Genomic DNA, 16,405 nt, shown 5'->3' with positions numbered 1-16,405 from the left:
CCGGATGCCAGACCCCTCGACCGCGAGGACCATGGCCGCATGACGAACCCCCTGACCGCCGACCCGCCGCCCGACACCGTGACCCGCCGGATCGGGCGCGTCGCGCTCGGACTGGGCCTCGTCTTCGCCGGGATCAGCCACCTGACCTTCTCGCGCGAGGAGTTCCAGGCCCAGGTCCCCGACTGGTTCCCCGTGGACGAGGACGTCACGGTCCTCGCGTCGGGGGCGGTCGAGATCGCGCTCGGCTCGTCGCTCGTGGTGCTGTCCCGACGCCGCGTCGCGGTGGGGCTGATCGCCGCCGCCTTCTTCGTGGTCATCTTCCCGGGCAACATCGGCCAGTGGCTCGAGCACAAGGACGGGTTCGGGCTCGACACCGACGCCAAACGGTTCGGTCGGCTGTTCTTCCAACCCGTGCTCGTCGCATGGGCCCTGTGGTCGACGGGCGCCTTCAGCGCGCTACGGCGGGCGCGGTCGGCGCGTCGCTGACGCGCCCCCCTCCCCCCCGGGCGGCGCCCCCGGATGCCGACCGCCGCGACCCGGACGAGCATGGCCGGTGAACCGTCGACCGCCACCCTTTGGACGAGAGGACCTCTCATGGGCCACATCACCTCCGGCAGCGAGAACACCACGCCCGTCGAGCTGTACTACGAGGACCACGGCGCCGGGCAGCCCGTCGTGCTCATCCACGGCTACCCGCTCGACGGGCACTCGTGGGAACGCCAGACGCGCGTCCTGCTCGACGCGGGCTACCGCGTCATCACCTACGACCGCCGCGGCTTCGGCCGGTCGAGCAAGGTCGGGACGGGGTACGACTACGACACGTTCGCGGCCGACCTGCACGCCGTCCTGGAGGCCCTCGACCTGCGCGACGTCGTCCTCGTGGGGTTCTCGATGGGCACGGGCGAGCTCGCCCGCTACGTCGCGAACCACGGCCACGAGCGCGTCGCGAAGCTCGCGTTCCTCGCGTCGCTCGAACCGTTCCTCGTGCAGCGCGACGACAACCCGACGGGCGTCCCGCAGGACGTCTTCGACGGCATCGTGGAGACGGCCCGTGGTGACCGGTTCGCGTGGTTCACGCAGTTCTTCGCCGACTTCTACAACCTCGACGAGAACCTCGGGACGCGCATCTCGCAGGAGGCCGTCACGGCGAGCTGGAACACCGCGGCCGGGTCCGCGCCCGTCGCGGCCTACGCCGTGGTGCCGACCTGGATCGAGGACTTCCGCGAGGACGTCCGGGCCGTGCGCGCGAGCGGCAAGCCCGCCCTGGTCCTGCACGGCACGGCCGACCGGATCCTGCCGATCGACTCGACCGGCCGCCCGTTCCACGAGGCGTTCCCCGAGGCGCGGTACGTCGAGGTCGACGGCGCTCCCCACGGCCTGCTGTGGACGCACGCGGAGGACGTGAACCGGGCGCTGCTCGGGTTCCTCGGGTCATAGGGTCGTCGGGTCGTCGGGCAGCACGTCCGGGGTGGGACGACGAGGACGGAGGCCGCATGACCGTGACCCTGGCGCTGCCGTTCCGCGGTCGGTGGCTCGTGCAGAACAGCCCGGCCCGTCGGGTGCCGAGCCACGGCGTCGACGTCCTGGGAGAGCGGTACGCGATCGACTTCGTGGGGGTCGACCGGCGGGGCCGTACGTCGGCGGTCCGCGACTGGCGCACGGTCCTCGCGGCCGAGCCTCCCGAGCGCTTCGTCGCGTTCGGTCGCCCGATCCTCGCGCCTGCGGACGGCGTCGTGGTCCAGGTGCACGACGGCGAGGAGGACCACGCGGCCCGCCGCTCCCAGCTGGCCCTCGTGCCCTACGCGCTGGGGGCAGCGGCCCGGCTGCGCGAGGGGGTGCACGCCGTCGCCGGGAACCACGTCACCATCGCGCTGCCGGGCGCGGGAGCCTTCGTGTCCCTCGTGCACCTGCGGCGCGGGTCGCTGCGGGTCCGGGAGGGCGACCCGGTGAGCGTCGGGCAGCCGGTCGCGGAGTGCGGCAACTCCGGGAACTCGACCCAGCCGCACGTGCACGTGCAGGTCACGGACTCCGCCGACTTCTCGCTCGCCCGTGGCGTGCCGGTCGCGTTCCGTGACTTCCGCGAGTGGCCCCGCGGGCGGGGGGAGCCCGTCGACCGGGTCACGGGGCTGCCGGACGAGCGCTCCGTCGTCGGGCCGCTGGCGTGACGACCGGCCGCACAGGTCCTGACGAGGCACTCCCCCTCAAGCTCCGCTCACGCGACCGGCTGGAGCCGGAAGAGCCGGACGACCCGCCCCGACTCGCGCTCGTAGGCGCGGTAGCCCGGCCACTGCGCCTGGATCAGGTCCCACGCGGCCTCGCGCTCGTCACCGGGCTCGACGGGCGTCGCCCGGACGCGCATGTCGTGGCCGCGGACCGTGATCGACGCGTCCGGGTGCGCGAGCAGGTTGTACGTCCACGCGGGGTGCCGGTCGCGCGCGAACGACGTGCCCGCGACGATCGCCCGACCGTGACCGTCGGGCGTGTACATGAGGTAGGTGCTGCGCGGCTCCCCCGACCGCGCACCCGTCGTGTGCAGGACGAGCGACGGGACGAGGATCGCGCTGACCTGCCACCGCCCGCCCGACACGCGCGCGAGGAACCGCTCGACCGGCGGCAGCACCACCGGGCCGACCGTGCGGAACACCCGCGTACGCGTGAGCGGGGCGACCACCGACCGGACGACCTGCAGCAGCGAGGGCATGCCCCCAGGATGGACCGGGAGGCGGTGGCGTGCGCGCGGCAGACGAGGCGGGGCCTACCGTCGTCTGCTCAGGGGCACGGGATCGGCTTCCACGTCTTCCCGCCGGGCGCATAGGCACGACAGCCCGTGTAGCCGCTCGACCCGCCCGACGAGGACCCGCCCGACGAGCTCTTCGGGGCGCTCGCGCTGCGTCGCCGCTGCTCCGCGGCGAGACGGTCGGCCTCCGCCTGACGCGCCACCTCGGCCTGGCGGGCCACCTCCGCCTGACGGGCCACCTCCGCCTGACGGGCCACCTCGGCCTGACGGGCCACCTCTGCCAGGCGAGCGGCCTCCGCCGCCGCCTCGGCCGCGCGCAGGGCGGTCTCCGCCTCGGCCAGTGCGGTGTTGGCGACCGCGACCCCGGTGTTGGTCCGGCCACGGAGAGCGTCGCGCGCGACCGCGCTCAGGACGGTCGCAGGAAAGTCGTCCGCCTCGTGCCAGAGGACCTGTTCGAGGTGCGCGTGCGCGGCGGCCACGGCGGCGTGCGCGGCCAGCGCCTCGTCCAGGACGTCGACGTCCTGGCTCAGGGCCGCCGCGGCCGACTCGTCGACGAACTCCTCGACCTGCGCCTCGTAGGAGGCGACGAGTGCAGCCGGGGTGCACGGGACGGTGGGGTCGAAGTACCCGAGCTCGGAGACCGACGCCTGGGAGTGCGCCGCCCACACCTCCTTCGTCAGCTCCGGGCGGCCGGGCGCGTCGGCGAGCGCGGCGAGCCCGGTCCCGGCGAGCTGCGCGTCGACCAGCACGTCGTCGACCAGGAGGCCGGTGACGTAGGACCCGTCGGTCTCGTGCGCGGTCCCGTGGACGAGGGTGACGGTCGTCCCGGCCGGAAGGAGCCGGCCGAGCGCGTCGACGCCCTCCTCCCCCAGGCACTGCTCCTCGGATCCCGCCAGATCGACGAAGGCGAGGCGCAGGTGCTCGGTCCGTCCCTCGAGCTCGACGGCGATCACGCCGTCCTCGTCGACGTCCTGGACGACGGCCGTCATGTCGTGGGGCCAGACGGCGTTGAGGACGAGGCCGGTCGCGATGAACGCCCCGATCGCGGTGAGCGCTCTCCAGCGAGTCCTGAACCACCGTCGACGCACCATCTGGAAAGGCCACCTGTCTTCTGCACGATCGGACAGCGGATGCTATCCCGAAGCCGGCACCTTTATGGAACACCTGTTCCACAATTGACCGCATCTCTTGACTTCCGATCTAAACCCATCGATCATCGATAGATGACCACGACGGTGACGATGCTGCTCCGCCTGACCCTGATCACCATGTTCCTGGGGGCGCTGCTCGCCCAGCTCCTGGTCCCCGTGGTCGCGACCGAGCAGGCGACCCTGTACCCCGAGGTCGAGCATCTCGTGCTCCCCTACTCGGTCGCCGCGATCCTCGGGTTCGTGTGCGTCCAGGCGGCGCTGGTCGCGGTGTGGCGGCTGCTGTCGATGGTCGGTGCCGACCGGATCTTCGCCGACGGCTCGCTCCGGTGGGTCGACACGATCACGGTGTGCGCCGCGGCCGCGACGGGCCTGTCGGCGGTCGTCTGGGTCCACCTGATCCTGGTCGAGGAGACCGGCGGGCCGGGCATGTTCCTCGCCCTGGGCGCGTGCGTCGTGGGGGGCGCTGCGCTCGCCCTCCTGATGGTCGTGATGCGCGGGCTCCTCGACGCCGCGATCGCCGACCGCCGCGAGCTCGCGGAGGTGATCTGATGCCCATCGTCGTCGACCTCGACGTCATGCTCGCCCGGCGCAAGATGTCCGTGGGCGACTTCGCGGACGCGGTCGGCATCTCGCCCGCGAACGTCGCGGTCCTGAAGAACAACCGCGCCAAGGCCGTCCGCTTCACGACCCTCGACGCGATCTGCCGCGTCCTCGACTGCCAGCCGGGGGACGTCCTGCGCTGGGAGCCGGAGGACTAGGACCAGGCCCGACGGCGCCGGGACCTCCCGCTCTCGCGGCCTCCGCACCGGGGCGCCTCAGGAGACGGGCTCGGGCGCGGGGTCGGGAATCTCGCCCGGCCGGTACCGCGGGAGCCGGCTCGCGGGCAGGATCGCGGTCGCGCTGACCGCGGCGAGGATCAGCAGCCCGATGCGCAGCGTGTCCAGGCGGCTCTGCTCGTTGAGCGCGACGGCGGCGTCGACCTGCGCCTCGGTGGCGTCGGTTCCCTCCAGGACGGCGCGCAGCTCGTCGTTGCTCACGAAGTTCACGTTGTCGAGGTCCACCTGGGCGACGAGCGAGGGCGGCAGCTCGGGGTGCTCGACGACGGAGCGCGCCACGCTGATGCCCAGGATCGTCACGAGCAGCGCCCCGACCACGGCGGTCCCGACCGCCGACGCGAGGTTCTGCGTCGTCCCGCGGATCGACCCGACGTCCCCGGCGAGCGCCTTGGGGACGGCCGTGACCAGCACGTTGAAGACGAGCGTCACCAGGGCCCCCTGCCCGACGCCGAAGACGAAGAGCCCGAGGATCGTGGGCAGCGTCTCCCAGTTGTTGGTCACGACGAGCGAGAGCCACGCGAGGGCGCCCGTCGTCAGGACGAACCCGGTCACGCCGATCACCCGTGGGCTGAACCGCCCGTAGAAGCGCACGACGAGCGTCGCGGTGACGAACACCGTGAGGTTGAACGGCATCATCGCGAGCGCGGTGTCGAACGGTGTCCGCCCCTGCACGATCTGGATGTACAGCGGGACGGTGAAGTTCAGGGCGGCCTCGAGCGCGACGACGATGAACATCGCGTAGACCGCGGCCCGCTCGCTCGACGACCCCAGGACCGTCAGGTCGACCAGGGGGACCTTTCCCGTGGCGGCCCGGCGTCGGGTCCACCAGAAGAACGTCTGCCCGAGCACGACGCCCGCGACGACGAACAGCGGGGCGGGCGACACCCCGACGACCGAGAAGGGCGCGTCGGGCGTCGCGTAGAGCAGGCCCCAGGCGTTGAGGTTGTTGAACCCCAGGGTCAGGAGCACGATCGCCGCACCGATGAGCACCGCGGCCACGAGGTCGATCCGGATGCCGGGGTCGCCGCGGTCCGAGCGCAGGCGGAAGCTGAACACGAACACGACGACGGCGAGGAGCAGCACGATCCCGAACACGGGCCGCCACCCGACGAGGGTCCCGAGCGCTCCCCCGATGAAGAACGCGCTCACGCCGGAGATGGCGCGGGCCGAGCCGAGCGACCCGATCGCGGTCGCCTGCTGAGCACCGTGGTAGTTCTCGGCGATGAGCGCGACGAGCGCCGGCACGATGATCGCGGCGGAGGCCCCCGCGAGGGCCTGCCCGGCGATGGCCCAGCCGACGGTGGGCGAGAGGATCATCAGGAGCGCCGACGCGGCGAACGTCGCGACCACGACGCGGAAGACGACGACCCACCCGATCCGCTGACCGAGCTTGGCCCCCGTCATCACGAGCGCAGCGACCGCGAGGCCGTACACGACGATGGTCGAGCTGACCACGGTCGGCGGCACGCCGAACTCCTCGACCATCCCGCCCAGGGACACGGGCAGGGCCGCGACGTTGAACGACATGAGGACCTGGGCCAGGAACAGGCCCACCATCGGGACCCAGGACCGCCGCTCCTCGGCGACGACGACCTCGTCGGGCGTTGCTCGGCTCATGCGTGGGGCTCCGTCTTCTCGGGGACGTGCACGGACGACGCGAAGAGGTTGAGGCCGAGCGCCCGCGACAGGTAGGCCGTCGCGCGCTGGCCGCGCACGCTGTTCCCGGCAGGGTCCAGGGGTGGGGAGAACGTGCCGATCCCGCCCTTGCCCGGGGCCACCGCGACGATGCCGCCCGCGACGCCGGACTTCGCCGGGAGCCCGATCTCGAAGAGCCACTCGCCCGAGCGCTCGTACAGGCCGGTCGAGGCGAGCACGGCCAGGGTGTCGCGGCACACCTGCGCCGAGACGACGCGTTCACCGGTCACGGGGTTGACGCCGCCGTCGGCGAGGGTCGCGCCCATGACCGCCAGGTCGCGGGCCGTCACGCGCAGCGCGCACTGGCGCGTGTACACGTCGACCACCTCGAGCGGGTCGGTCTCGATCCGTCCGTAGCTCTGCAGCAGGCGGGCGATGGCCCGGTTGCGGATGTTCGTCTCGGACTCGGACCGGTAGACGACGCCGTCGAGCTCGAGCGCCCGCCCGGCGAAGCGCGAGAGGCCGGTACGGACGTTCTCCCACTGCTCGGCGGGCGTCGCACCGGGCATCATCGCGGTCGTCGCGAGCGCGCCGGCGTTGACCATGGGGTTCATGGGGTGCCCGTCGTTGAGCTCGACGGCCATGACGGAGTTGAACGGGAGCCCGGTGTTGTTCACCCCGACCCGTTCGCGCACCGCGTCGTGCCCGTAGGCCTCGCACACGAGCGCGTAGACGAACGCCTTGGAGATCGACTGGACGGAGAACTCGACCTGGGTGTCGCCGGCCTCGTGCATCTCGCCGTCGACCACGGCGACGCTCACGCCGAACAGTGCGGGGTCCGCTGCTGCCAGGACCGGGATGTAGTCCGCGACCGCGCCCGCCGCGAGGTCGCGGTAGCGCGCGTGGGCGTCGACGACGAGGTGCTCGACGCGGTCCCACCGGGGCAGCGTCCCGGTGGACGCCACCTGTTCGACGTCCTGGACATCCATGTGCACACCCCGTCGCTCGAGCCTGACGTGATGCTCCCACCGGGCTCGGGTGCGTGCATGCCGAGAGCTCGAGCCGTCACCGGTCCCGGGGCCTCGGCGCCGCGAGGACCAGCTCGACGTCGGCGCCGATCTCCGTGCCACGGACGGGCTCGGTGGCCCCCGGGCGGCGGCTGCCCGGTTGCCGAGGCGGCACGGCGGGCAAAGACTGAGGGCTGTCGGAGCCCTTCACGACCACGCGGCGCGCACCCCGGTGCCCGCCGTCGGCGTCGAACCGTGCGGGGCCGTGGTGATCGCTGACCAGGGGGTACACCCATGACTCGGAACCGTGTCGTCGTCGGGATCGACGGCTCGACCAGCAGCCGGTCGGCGCTGGTCTGGGCCGCGCACGAGGCCCGGCTGCGCGGCCTCGGGCTGCTCGTGGTGCACTCCCGCTTCCGCCCGTCCTACGACGTCGTGTTCGCGGGCGGCTTCTACCTCCCCCCGATCGCCGACGAGGAGGACGAGATGGCCGAGATCCTGCGCGTGGCCGTCGAGCTGGCCCGTGAGGTCGACGCGCAGCTCGAGGTCGAGGTCTCCGCGCGCACGGGACCGCCCGCGGCCTCCCTCCTCGAGGCGGCCGGCGAGCGGGCGGAGCTCGTGGTCGTGGGGTCCCGCGGCCTGGGGGCCTTCGGATCCCTCTTCCTGGGCTCGGTCAGCATCCACCTGGCGGCCCGCTCCCCCGTTCCCGTGGTCGTGGTGCCCGCGGAGACGCCGTTCTCGACGGTCGGGCCGGTGGTCGTCGGCGTCGACGGGTCCCCGCACTCCCGGACCGCGGTGGTCGAGGCGGCGCGCGAGGCCGTGCGACGGCAGGTCCCCCTGGACGTCGTGGCCTCCTACACGGTGCCCGCAGACCTGCTCGTCACGCCCCTCACGACAGGTCGGGAGGAGCTCCGCGAGGCCTTCCGCGCCCAGGCCCAGGAGAACGCCGACGAGGCCGCGCGGGCGGCGAGCGCCGAGGACGACGACCTCCTGGTGCGGACCCACGTCGTCGAGGGCCCGCCGGCCGAGGAGATCGCACGCGTCGCCGACCCTGCGTCCCTGGTCGTCGTCGGCTCCCGGGGGCACGGGGAGCTGACCGGTCCGATGCTCGGGTCGGTCAGCCAGCACCTGCTGCGCCACGCCCGCTGGCCCGTCCTGGTCACGCACGAGCACTAGTCGCACCACGGGTCGAGCCGCGGCGCCGGGCCGACCCGGCGGCGCCGGGCGCGACCTCAGAGCCCGTCGAGCAGGTCTCGCATGCGGTCGATCTCGCCCCCCTGACCCGACGCGGTGTCGGCCGCGATCTCGTTCGCGTACAGGTCCTGCCCCTCGACGAGCACGACGTCGACCATGTCGAGCGCGCCCTGGTGGTGCGTGATCATGCCTTCGAGGAAGAGCCGGTCGAACTCCGGGCCGCTCGCGGCCGCGAGCGCCGCCATCTGCTCGTCGGTCAGCATCCCGACGACCCCGTCGCCGTGGTCGCCGTGCCCGGCCCCCGTCCCTGCGGGCGCGCGCGGCCCGGTGCCGCCGGCGTCCTGGGCTCCCTCGGGCACGACGACGTCGCGCGCCTGCAGCCAGGACGCGAGCGCGTGGATCTCGGGCCCCTGAGCGGCGGTGACCCGCTCGGCGAAGGAGCGCACGCCGTCGGACCCTGCCCGGTCCGGGGCGAGCGCGGCGATCTCGAGCGCCTGCAGGTGGTGCTCGATCATCCCGGTGACGAACCCGACGTCGGCCTGGTTCCAGGTGCCTTCCGCGGGTGCCGCGCCGTAATCGTCGGGCGCGATGGTCGCGGCCTCCTCCCCGGGCAGCCCGGGCTGGACGACGACGCTCGACGGCGTGACGGTCGGACCGGGGTCGCCCGTGCACGCCGCGACCCCCAGCACGAGGCCGGCCACGGCGAACCCGCAGGTCACGACCCGCACGACCTGACGGGCACCCGCTGACCGCGCCGCGTTTCCGCTCTGAAAACTTTGCACCCGCTCTGTTCCCTCCGTGTAAACCTTCGCCAGAACCGCTCGGTTGCAGTGGTGCAGATCACATTTCCCGGTCAGAATGCGCAGAACCCTACCAAGGAGGTGTTTCCCCCGTGCATCGAAGAACGCACAGGCCACGAAGCCGGATCCTGCTCGCCTCGTCCCTGGCGGCCACTCTGGCCGTCTCCTCGCTCGCTGTCGCGTCGGCGGCGTCCGCCGAACCGTCCGACGGGTCGCCCGAGGCGGTGGCCGAGCTCGTCGAGCAGGCCCCGTCGTCGCTCCCCGCCCAGCGCCTCGCTCCCCTCGCCCAGGCCACCGACGTCCTGGCTCCCGGGCAGATCGCAGGCAGCCCCAACCTGACCCTCGTCGCGAACATCCCCAAGAACGGCGCCTTCACCCCTGAAGGCCAGTACAACAGCGACCTCGCGTTCCAGGGCAGGTACGCGTTCGCCGGCAACTACGGCGGGTTCACCGTGTACGACGTCGCCGACCCGACCAACCCGCAGCAGGTCGCCCAGGTCGTGTGCCCCGGCTCCCAGAACGACATCTCCGTCTACGGCGACCTCCTGGTCCTCAGCACCGACTCGTCGCGCAGCAACGCCTCGTGCGACAACGTCGGCCAGAGCGCGGTCGTCAAGGACTCGTGGGAGGGCGTCAAGGTCTTCGACATCTCCGACCCGACGTCGCCGCAGTACGTGTCGGCCGTCGAGACGCAGTGCGGCTCGCACACGCACTCGCTCGCACCGTCGAAGGACGGCGAGGACCTGTTCGTCTACGTCTCGTCGTACTCGCCGAACGCGGCGTTCCCCGACTGCCAGCCGCCGCACGACCTGATCAGCGTCGTCCAGGTCCCCCTCGACGACCCGGCGTCGGCCGCGGTCGTCTCGACGCCCGTCCTCTTCCCGGACGGCGGCAACCCCGGCGGCAACGGCTCGAGCACGACGTCGGGCTGCCACGACATCACGACCTACCCGTCGAAGGACCTCGCGGCGGGCGCGTGCATGGGCGACGGCATCCTCATGGACATCTCCGACCGCGCCCACCCCGTGGTCACCGAGGTCGTCCGGGACACGACGAACTTCGCGTTCTGGCACTCGGCCACCTTCAACAACGCGGGCACCAAGGTCGTCTTCACCGACGAGCTCGGCGGCGGCGGCGCACCGACCTGCAACGCGACGGTCGGACCGGAGAAGGGCGCCGACGCGATCTACGACATCGTCGACGGCCAGCTCGTGTTCAAGAGCTACTACAAGATCCCGCGCGAGCAGGCCGCGACGGAGAACTGCGTCGCGCACAACGGCTCCCTCATCCCCGTCCCGGGCCGCGACATCATGGTCCAGGCCTGGTACCAGGGCGGGATCTCGGTGTGGGACTTCACGGACTCGGCCAACCCGGTCGAGATCGCCTGGTTCGACCGCGGGGCGCTGTCGCCCGACCGGTTGATCCTCGGCGGTTCGTGGTCGGCCTACTGGTACAACGGCGCGATCATCTCGAACGACATCCAGAAGGGCCTCGACGTCCTCCTGCTCGACGACCCGGTGACCAACGCCGCGAAGCAGGTCGTGACGGACGAGTTCAACCCGCAGGCCCAGCCGACGTACGTCGAGCCCGCGGCGTGGTCCAAGAAGACGGCCTACGCAGGTGGCACGACCGTCACGTACGGCGGCGCCGTGTGGCGGGCCCAGTGGTGGACCAAGGGCCAGACGCCCGGCGACCCGTGGGGTCCGTGGGAGGAGATCGCAGGTGTCGACTCGAAGGGGGTCGGGGCGTGGAAGCCCACCCGGGTCTACTCCTCGGGCGACACCGTGATCCACGACGGCACCACGTACACCGCCAAGTGGTGGACGAGGAACCAGGCCCCCGGCGACCGCTGGGGACCGTGGGCGCCGCAGGGCTGACCTGCGTCGCACCCGGGCTGCGTCCCGGGTGAGCCACCGCCCGACGGCGTCGCTCACCTGCGAGGTGAGCGGCGCCGTCGGGCCTGCTCGTGGCCGGGCGACGCAGAGCGTGTCCGGACCCGCAGCGCACGAGCGGGAACCGGATCGACGCTGCCCGGCTCGTCCGCGTCCGGCGCGCGCTGCTCCGTGGGCACGTTCCCATGTCGCCGGGTCGACGGGCGATCGGCGCGCTTCCTGGACCTGTGCCGCCGAACCTGGTAGTTGGTTGAGGTGAAAGCACACGAGACGCCCAGTCAGACCGCCCTGTTCTCCGCCGCCGCGCGCGCGGCGCACCCGCTCGTCGACGACGAGCCCCATCTCCTGGCCGACGAGGTCGCCCAGCGGCTGTGCCGAACAACGAGCCCGTCCCCCCTCGACTACCAGCTGGCCCAGCCGCAGGCCGCCGTCCTCGCTGCCGCCCGCCTGTCCGCCTGCACCAGGTCCCGCTACGCAGAAGCCGTCGTCTCCGAGGCCGGGACGGAACAGGTCGTCGTGATCGGCGCAGGGCTGGACACCCTCGCCAACCGCCTGCCACCGGGTGCCCGGGCGTCGGTGTGGCTCGTCGACCGACCCGGTGTCCTCGCATGGCGCGCTCGGCTCTTCGCGGAAGCAGGCCTCGTCGACGCCGCCCACGGCGTCGCGGCCGACCTGGCGCAAGGGTTCGACCTCGCCGACCTCGCGGCGACCGGCGTCGACCTGCGACGCCCGGTGACGGTGGTCTGGCTGGGCGTGAGCATGTACCTCACCCCGCAGGAGTGTCGCCGGTTCATCGCCACCCTCGCCGGGCTCGCCGACGGGTCGTCGCTCGTCTTCGACCACCACCTCCCGGCGGACCTGCGTAACGACGCCGGGAAGGAGTACACGCAGGCGGTCGCCGCCATGGCCGGGCACGTGGGCGAGCCGTGGCAGTGCTCGCCCGCCCCCGGCACCGTCCGGACCTGGCTCACCGAGCACGGGTGGCAGGTCGAGGCCGACGTCGACGAGACAGCGGCGACACCGGAGGGGTTCTTCGACCGCCAGCAGCACCTCTCGCCGATGCGGCTCGTCCGGCTCGTCCACGCCACTCGCTGAGCCACGCCCCGGAGGCGTCGCGCCGGGGACCCTGCCCTCCCAGGAGCAGGGTCCCCCGTGACGGCGGCACGTCGGCAGCGCGGCACCCGCACGGGAGCCCGCCCGGGTGGGCTCGTCGTCGTCGGAACCCGCGGCCGGGTGCGGATCAGTGGCCGTCTCCTCGACGGATGGACGGGGACACCGGCGGGGCGGGCGTTCCTCCTGCCACGGTAGGACCCTCTTGCACTCGCGTCCCACGACGGGGTGACGCCCGGAGACGAGCACGCGCCTAGCGTCGAGGCATGACCGACGCGACCTCCCTCCACGACCGCTCGTCCTCCGCACCGCGCCGCCGTGCCCTGACCACGGCGCCCGGCGGACAGCCCTGGTCGCGCGCCGCCGTCGTGCTCACCGCGAGCCTCCTGCTCGGCGGACTCACGTCCTTCGCCCAAGGCTTCCTGCCCGACGCCGCAGCACCCTTCGCGAACTCCGCGAGCGGCTGGACCCTGCTCACGGCCCTCCTCGTCGTCTGGGCGGCAGGCGACCCTCGGGCCCGGACACGTCATGCCGCACTGCTCGGCGTCGCGAGCTTCGTGCTGCTCGTCCTCGGCTACACCGTCGCCGCCGACCTCCGCGGCCTCTTCTACGACCCCACGCTGTTCGGCGTCGTCGGCGTGATCGTCGGGCCGTTCGTCGGGGTCGCAGCGGCCTGGCTGCGCGAGGCGGGCGTGCGTGCGGCCCTGGGCACGGCGCTGCTCGCGGGGATCGGGCTCGGCGAGTCGGTGTACGGACTCACGACCGTCGTCGGGACGACAGGCGCCAGCTACTGGGTCGCGATCGGGCTCGTGTCCCTCGTCCTGCTCACCACCACGCTGGCGCGTCGCGTCCGCGGAGCCCTGGAGATCACCATCGCCGCGGCAGGCACCGCCGTCGTCTCCCTGGTGTTCCTTCTCGCCTACCGGGCGCTCGGCTGAGCCGTCTGTCGACGTGCGGCGCAGATTGCACAGACGCGCCGCCCTACCTTGCACGATCCCGGGCGTGTCGAGCCCTTCGTGCAAAGTAGGTCGCGCGACCTTGAGCCGGCATAGGCAAGTCCGGAGGCGCCACACAGCCCCATGACGTACCTAAGGCATCTGACTACGTCCGCCGGAGTCCGCTTCTCGCACCCAGGCGAAGCCAGTAGGGCTCCATGCGCAGAGCTGAGAACCTGACTCAGTCTTGTACCGAAGTTGGTACTGGCATGTCATCTCCGCCAACGAAGCCGTTCGGCGGCGACCCAGCCCCCTGCCAGCCAGCCACAACCCTATCGATGTGAACGGGCAGGTCGGCGAGCTTGTCAGAATCCGCCCAGGTGGACATGAAGTTCGGATCGTTGCTCTTCGGTGCGTCCACAACGTCGCGGATTCGCACCGCGGCGGGCACACCCGTGCTTACACCGGTAACGAGCGCGTGCTGCTGGGCCAGCCCGGGGAGTTGATCCAGCAGTGCGCGTGAACTCAGTGCCGTCGCGTGCCTCAGTAGGGTCTGGTCGGCCTCGTGGGTAAGACGGTGGGCGATAACGGTGCCGCATTGAGCCACAACCGTCTCGCTTAGCTCGCTCGGGCGCTGACTTGCCAACAGCAGCGAGAGCCCGAACTTCCTACCCTCCTTGGCGATCCGTTCGAATACCGCGGTCGACTTACTTCCCGACCCACTAGGGTCGCGCCGTGCGGGGATGAAACGGTGAGCCTCCTCAAGTACTAGAAGGACGGGATGCTCGGCGCGCGGATCGCTACGGACGGCAAAGTCGAAGAGGACACGTCCAAGCAATGCGGTGACGTTCTCCAGGACATCGCTCGCAACCAGGCTCAGGTCGAAGATCGTGACCGAGGGCCCGACATCGTGCTCGCTCCTCTGTTCCGTGTACAAGTCCTCAGCGGGCCAGTTCGAGTCCGAGGAGCCCCGCGTTGGGTCAGCACCCATAAGAAGGCGCAGATAGCTACCCAAGGGATCGGCGTGATTCTCGACCCGAGTCATGAAGTCATAACGTCCATCGGCGAGCAGGCGACTCAGGCGCATCTGCAACGTGCCAATATAGCCCGCAACCTTGTTGTCCCCGCTTGCTTCGATCTTCACACGGCTCGGTAGGAAGAAGTCGCAGAGCTGTTGCAGCGAATAGTAGACGGGAGCGTCGAAGTCTGGCGCAGCCTCGACGCTCCCCATTCCCAAGGCTCCGAAAGCGGCCGCGATCTGTGTTCGGAGCGCCTGGAACAGATCGTTGAGAGCAACCTTCTGCACCGGCGAAAGCACCAACCATTTTTCAGAACTGATCCGCGCTACTCCCTGCGCATCGTCGATGAGCGTGAGCATAAGGGCCCATTGTTGCGAACAGGGCCCTCCGCGTCCCGACTGTTCTTCGACCACGCTTCGCAGCGAGCCAAGTTGATGTAGTGCAGGCTGCTGCGAGTTCTTCGGATCTGAGTAGAGCTGTTCAATGATGGTTATGGTGGACTGGACAACCTGAAGTCTGGAAACGTCCCCTTGGGTCGACGAGGCTGCCGCTCTCGCATCGGCGATGGCGCGTTGCAGGACGGGGGCCTGCACGCCATCGCTGGCACGCAGCAGCGCCAGATTTTCCTCGTTGTTCATGAACCAGTGGGGAAGGAACAGTCCTTCGCGCGCCCCCAATCTTGGCCCCAGCACGACAGTTCGCGTGGCTCTCCCACGGCTAGTGCCCTTTTCGAACGACTTCGCGTACTCACCGTTAATATCGAAGATGACGATGTGACCGTTGGAAACTGGATGGTCCAAGAGGCTGTCGATAATGGCCATAACGGTGCAGGACTTGCCAGAGCCCGTCGATCCCACCACAGCACAGTGGTGACCGAGTAGCAGGTTCGCATCCAGGAAGACCCCCTGCTCTGCCGCGACGGCAGAGGTTCCCAGTTCCAGCGCGACGGCGTTCCGAGGTAGGAAGATGCTCTTGACTTCGCGCGGAGTGGCGGCTCGAACCGGTGCGTGAAGCGGCGGGTACCCGGTGAGCCCAGACTTGAAGGCCTCACCTTCAAACCTACCAACGACCGCCGCTTCAAGTTCATAAGCGCTTTGATCATCTTCGCTAAGCAGGGCACGCCGATCGCCCTTGTCTACACGCTGGCCGATATATACCCCCGTCACGATGGCCACGATTCTATGGGCACCCGCTGGGACCGTAATGTATGAGTTGACAACCCCAACAGTGTGCAGGCCATCGGGCCCCACCTTGGTGAATCCCTTGGTCCCGATATCCAGCGACACGCGTAGACTCGTGCTCTGCACGGACGTGATCCGCCCGATGACACCAACCTCAGACATCGCCAGCACCCGCACTCTCGCTCGGACCTGCGACTGTCCTGGTCGCCGCCTCCAGTAACTCTAGAAGCTCAATGATCGCGGAAGGCGAGTTCAACCCACTGCCGACCGAAGGATCGGGGAGCAACTCGGCGACGTTTGTGAACTTAGCGCATTCACCAGTCAACACGGCAATTCGAGAGTCAGCGTCTCTGGCCAAAGCGGCGACCGCTGTGGGCTTTGTATTCAGAGAAGTATCCGCAAGTCGGGGGTCTGCTGCACGGATAGGTGACACCTGACTTGTGGTGCCGGAGGGCACTGCTGGAAGGATGTGCACTGTGCCAAGACCCCATCCCAAAGAGTTCCGCGACGATGTCGTGGCGATCGCCCGCCGTGGTGATGCCCCGGTGTCTCAGATCGCCAAGGACTTCGGCATCAGCGACTCATGCCTGCGCAACTGGATGCATGCTGCCGAGGTCGAGGAAGGCAACCGGCCCGGGGTGACGGCCTCGGAGTCGGCCGAGCTGCGCGAGGTCAAGAAGCGTGTCCGCGTGCTCGAGCAGGAGAACGAGATCCTGCGCCGCGCGGCGGCGTACTTCGCTCAGGCGCATCTGCCGGGAAAATGATCTACCCGCTCGTGCGTGAGCTCGCCGCCGACGGGGTCCCCGTCGCGGCGACGTGCCGGGTCCTCAAGCTCGCCCGACAGCCCTACTACCGCTGGCTCGCCGCACCCGTGACCAGGCACGATCTCGAGGAGGCGTATCTGGCCA

At 70.6% G+C, this 16,405-nt stretch carries 15 protein-coding genes and 1 pseudogene; 10 read left to right on the top strand and 6 right to left on the bottom strand.

Translation table 11 applies throughout. From position 1 onward, the window contains the following. Positions 1-39 precede the first annotated feature (39 nt). The 3 genes from NHG27_RS10590 (at position 40) to NHG27_RS10580 (ending at position 2,165) form a co-directional block, all read left to right on the top strand. The gene (locus tag NHG27_RS10590; RefSeq protein WP_193719456.1) at positions 40-486 is read left to right on the top strand and encodes a DoxX family protein; all 447 of its coding nucleotides are present in this window, start codon (positions 40-42) and stop codon (positions 484-486) included. Between the two features lie 108 nt (positions 487-594). Next, positions 595-1,437 carry an alpha/beta fold hydrolase gene (locus NHG27_RS10585; RefSeq protein WP_497016271.1) on the top strand — a complete coding sequence of 281 codons (843 nt, stop codon included), beginning with the start codon at positions 595-597 and terminating at the stop codon, positions 1,435-1,437. Between the two features lie 56 nt (positions 1,438-1,493). Beyond that, complete coding sequence (locus tag NHG27_RS10580; RefSeq protein ID WP_497016270.1) at positions 1,494-2,165, top strand: M23 family metallopeptidase; 672 nt, start codon at positions 1,494-1,496, stop codon at positions 2,163-2,165. 47 nt (positions 2,166-2,212) lie between these two features. Here the strand turns inward: NHG27_RS10580 and NHG27_RS10575 are convergent, their stop codons facing one another. Further along, positions 2,213-2,701 carry a nitroreductase family deazaflavin-dependent oxidoreductase gene (locus NHG27_RS10575; RefSeq protein WP_497016269.1) on the bottom strand — a complete coding sequence of 163 codons (489 nt, stop codon included), beginning with the start codon at positions 2,699-2,701 and terminating at the stop codon, positions 2,213-2,215. 68 nt (positions 2,702-2,769) lie between these two features. Then, positions 2,770-3,828: a hypothetical protein gene (locus NHG27_RS10570; protein WP_497016268.1), complete on the bottom strand. Its 1,059-nt coding sequence runs from the start codon at positions 3,826-3,828 to the stop codon at positions 2,770-2,772. 132 nt (positions 3,829-3,960) lie between these two features. On the opposite strand from NHG27_RS10570, the gene NHG27_RS10565 reads away from it, so the two are divergent. Continuing rightward, positions 3,961-4,437, top strand: a complete 477-nt coding sequence (locus NHG27_RS10565) for a DUF2975 domain-containing protein (protein WP_497016267.1) — start codon at positions 3,961-3,963, stop codon at positions 4,435-4,437. Beyond that, positions 4,437-4,646, top strand: coding sequence for a helix-turn-helix domain-containing protein (locus NHG27_RS10560; RefSeq protein ID WP_193719462.1), 210 nt, complete (start codon positions 4,437-4,439; stop codon positions 4,644-4,646). Before NHG27_RS10565 ends, NHG27_RS10560 begins: the two co-directional genes overlap by 1 nt. Positions 4,647-4,703: 57 nt before the next feature. Here the strand turns inward: NHG27_RS10560 and NHG27_RS10555 are convergent, their stop codons facing one another. Together NHG27_RS10555 and glsA are read right to left on the bottom strand one after the other, a co-directional pair. After that, on the bottom strand, positions 4,704-6,341 hold the full coding sequence (locus NHG27_RS10555; RefSeq protein ID WP_227748324.1) for an MFS transporter: 1,638 nt from the start codon (positions 6,339-6,341) through the stop codon (positions 4,704-4,706). Continuing rightward, positions 6,338-7,348: a glutaminase A gene (glsA, locus tag NHG27_RS10550; RefSeq protein ID WP_193719463.1), complete on the bottom strand. Its 1,011-nt coding sequence runs from the start codon at positions 7,346-7,348 to the stop codon at positions 6,338-6,340. The genes NHG27_RS10555 and glsA overlap by 4 nt, the downstream gene beginning before the upstream one ends. A gap of 312 nt (positions 7,349-7,660) precedes the next feature. On the opposite strand from glsA, the gene NHG27_RS10545 reads away from it, so the two are divergent. After that, positions 7,661-8,542 carry a universal stress protein gene (locus NHG27_RS10545; protein ID WP_193719464.1) on the top strand — a complete coding sequence of 294 codons (882 nt, stop codon included), beginning with the start codon at positions 7,661-7,663 and terminating at the stop codon, positions 8,540-8,542. Between the two features lie 56 nt (positions 8,543-8,598). Here NHG27_RS10545 and NHG27_RS10540 read toward each other — a convergent pair whose 3' ends face one another. Continuing rightward, complete coding sequence (locus tag NHG27_RS10540) at positions 8,599-9,288, bottom strand: DUF305 domain-containing protein (protein WP_497016266.1); 690 nt, start codon at positions 9,286-9,288, stop codon at positions 8,599-8,601. A gap of 164 nt (positions 9,289-9,452) precedes the next feature. Between NHG27_RS10540 and NHG27_RS10535 the strand changes: the two genes are divergently transcribed. From NHG27_RS10535 to NHG27_RS10525, 3 genes are all read left to right on the top strand, one after another. Next, complete coding sequence (locus NHG27_RS10535; protein ID WP_227748325.1) at positions 9,453-11,237, top strand: carbohydrate-binding protein; 1,785 nt, start codon at positions 9,453-9,455, stop codon at positions 11,235-11,237. A gap of 270 nt (positions 11,238-11,507) precedes the next feature. Continuing rightward, the gene (locus NHG27_RS10530; protein ID WP_497016265.1) at positions 11,508-12,347 is read left to right on the top strand and encodes a class I SAM-dependent methyltransferase; all 840 of its coding nucleotides are present in this window, start codon (positions 11,508-11,510) and stop codon (positions 12,345-12,347) included. 281 nt (positions 12,348-12,628) lie between these two features. After that, complete coding sequence (locus NHG27_RS10525) at positions 12,629-13,300, top strand: DUF6518 family protein (protein ID WP_497016264.1); 672 nt, start codon at positions 12,629-12,631, stop codon at positions 13,298-13,300. Between the two features lie 238 nt (positions 13,301-13,538). On the opposite strand, the gene NHG27_RS10520 is transcribed toward NHG27_RS10525, so the two are convergent. Continuing rightward, positions 13,539-15,491: an ATP-binding protein gene (locus NHG27_RS10520; RefSeq protein WP_497016263.1), complete on the bottom strand. Its 1,953-nt coding sequence runs from the start codon at positions 15,489-15,491 to the stop codon at positions 13,539-13,541. 482 nt (positions 15,492-15,973) lie between these two features. Here NHG27_RS10520 and NHG27_RS10515 point away from each other — a divergent pair. Then, a pseudogene (locus NHG27_RS10515) lies at positions 15,974-16,405 on the top strand (transposase); the annotation flags it as partial.

Source organism: Oerskovia sp. 140933, from assembly GCF_059651515.1.
The sequence above is the reverse complement of the archived record's forward strand: the minus strand, read 5'-3'. Positions and strand labels throughout refer to the sequence as shown.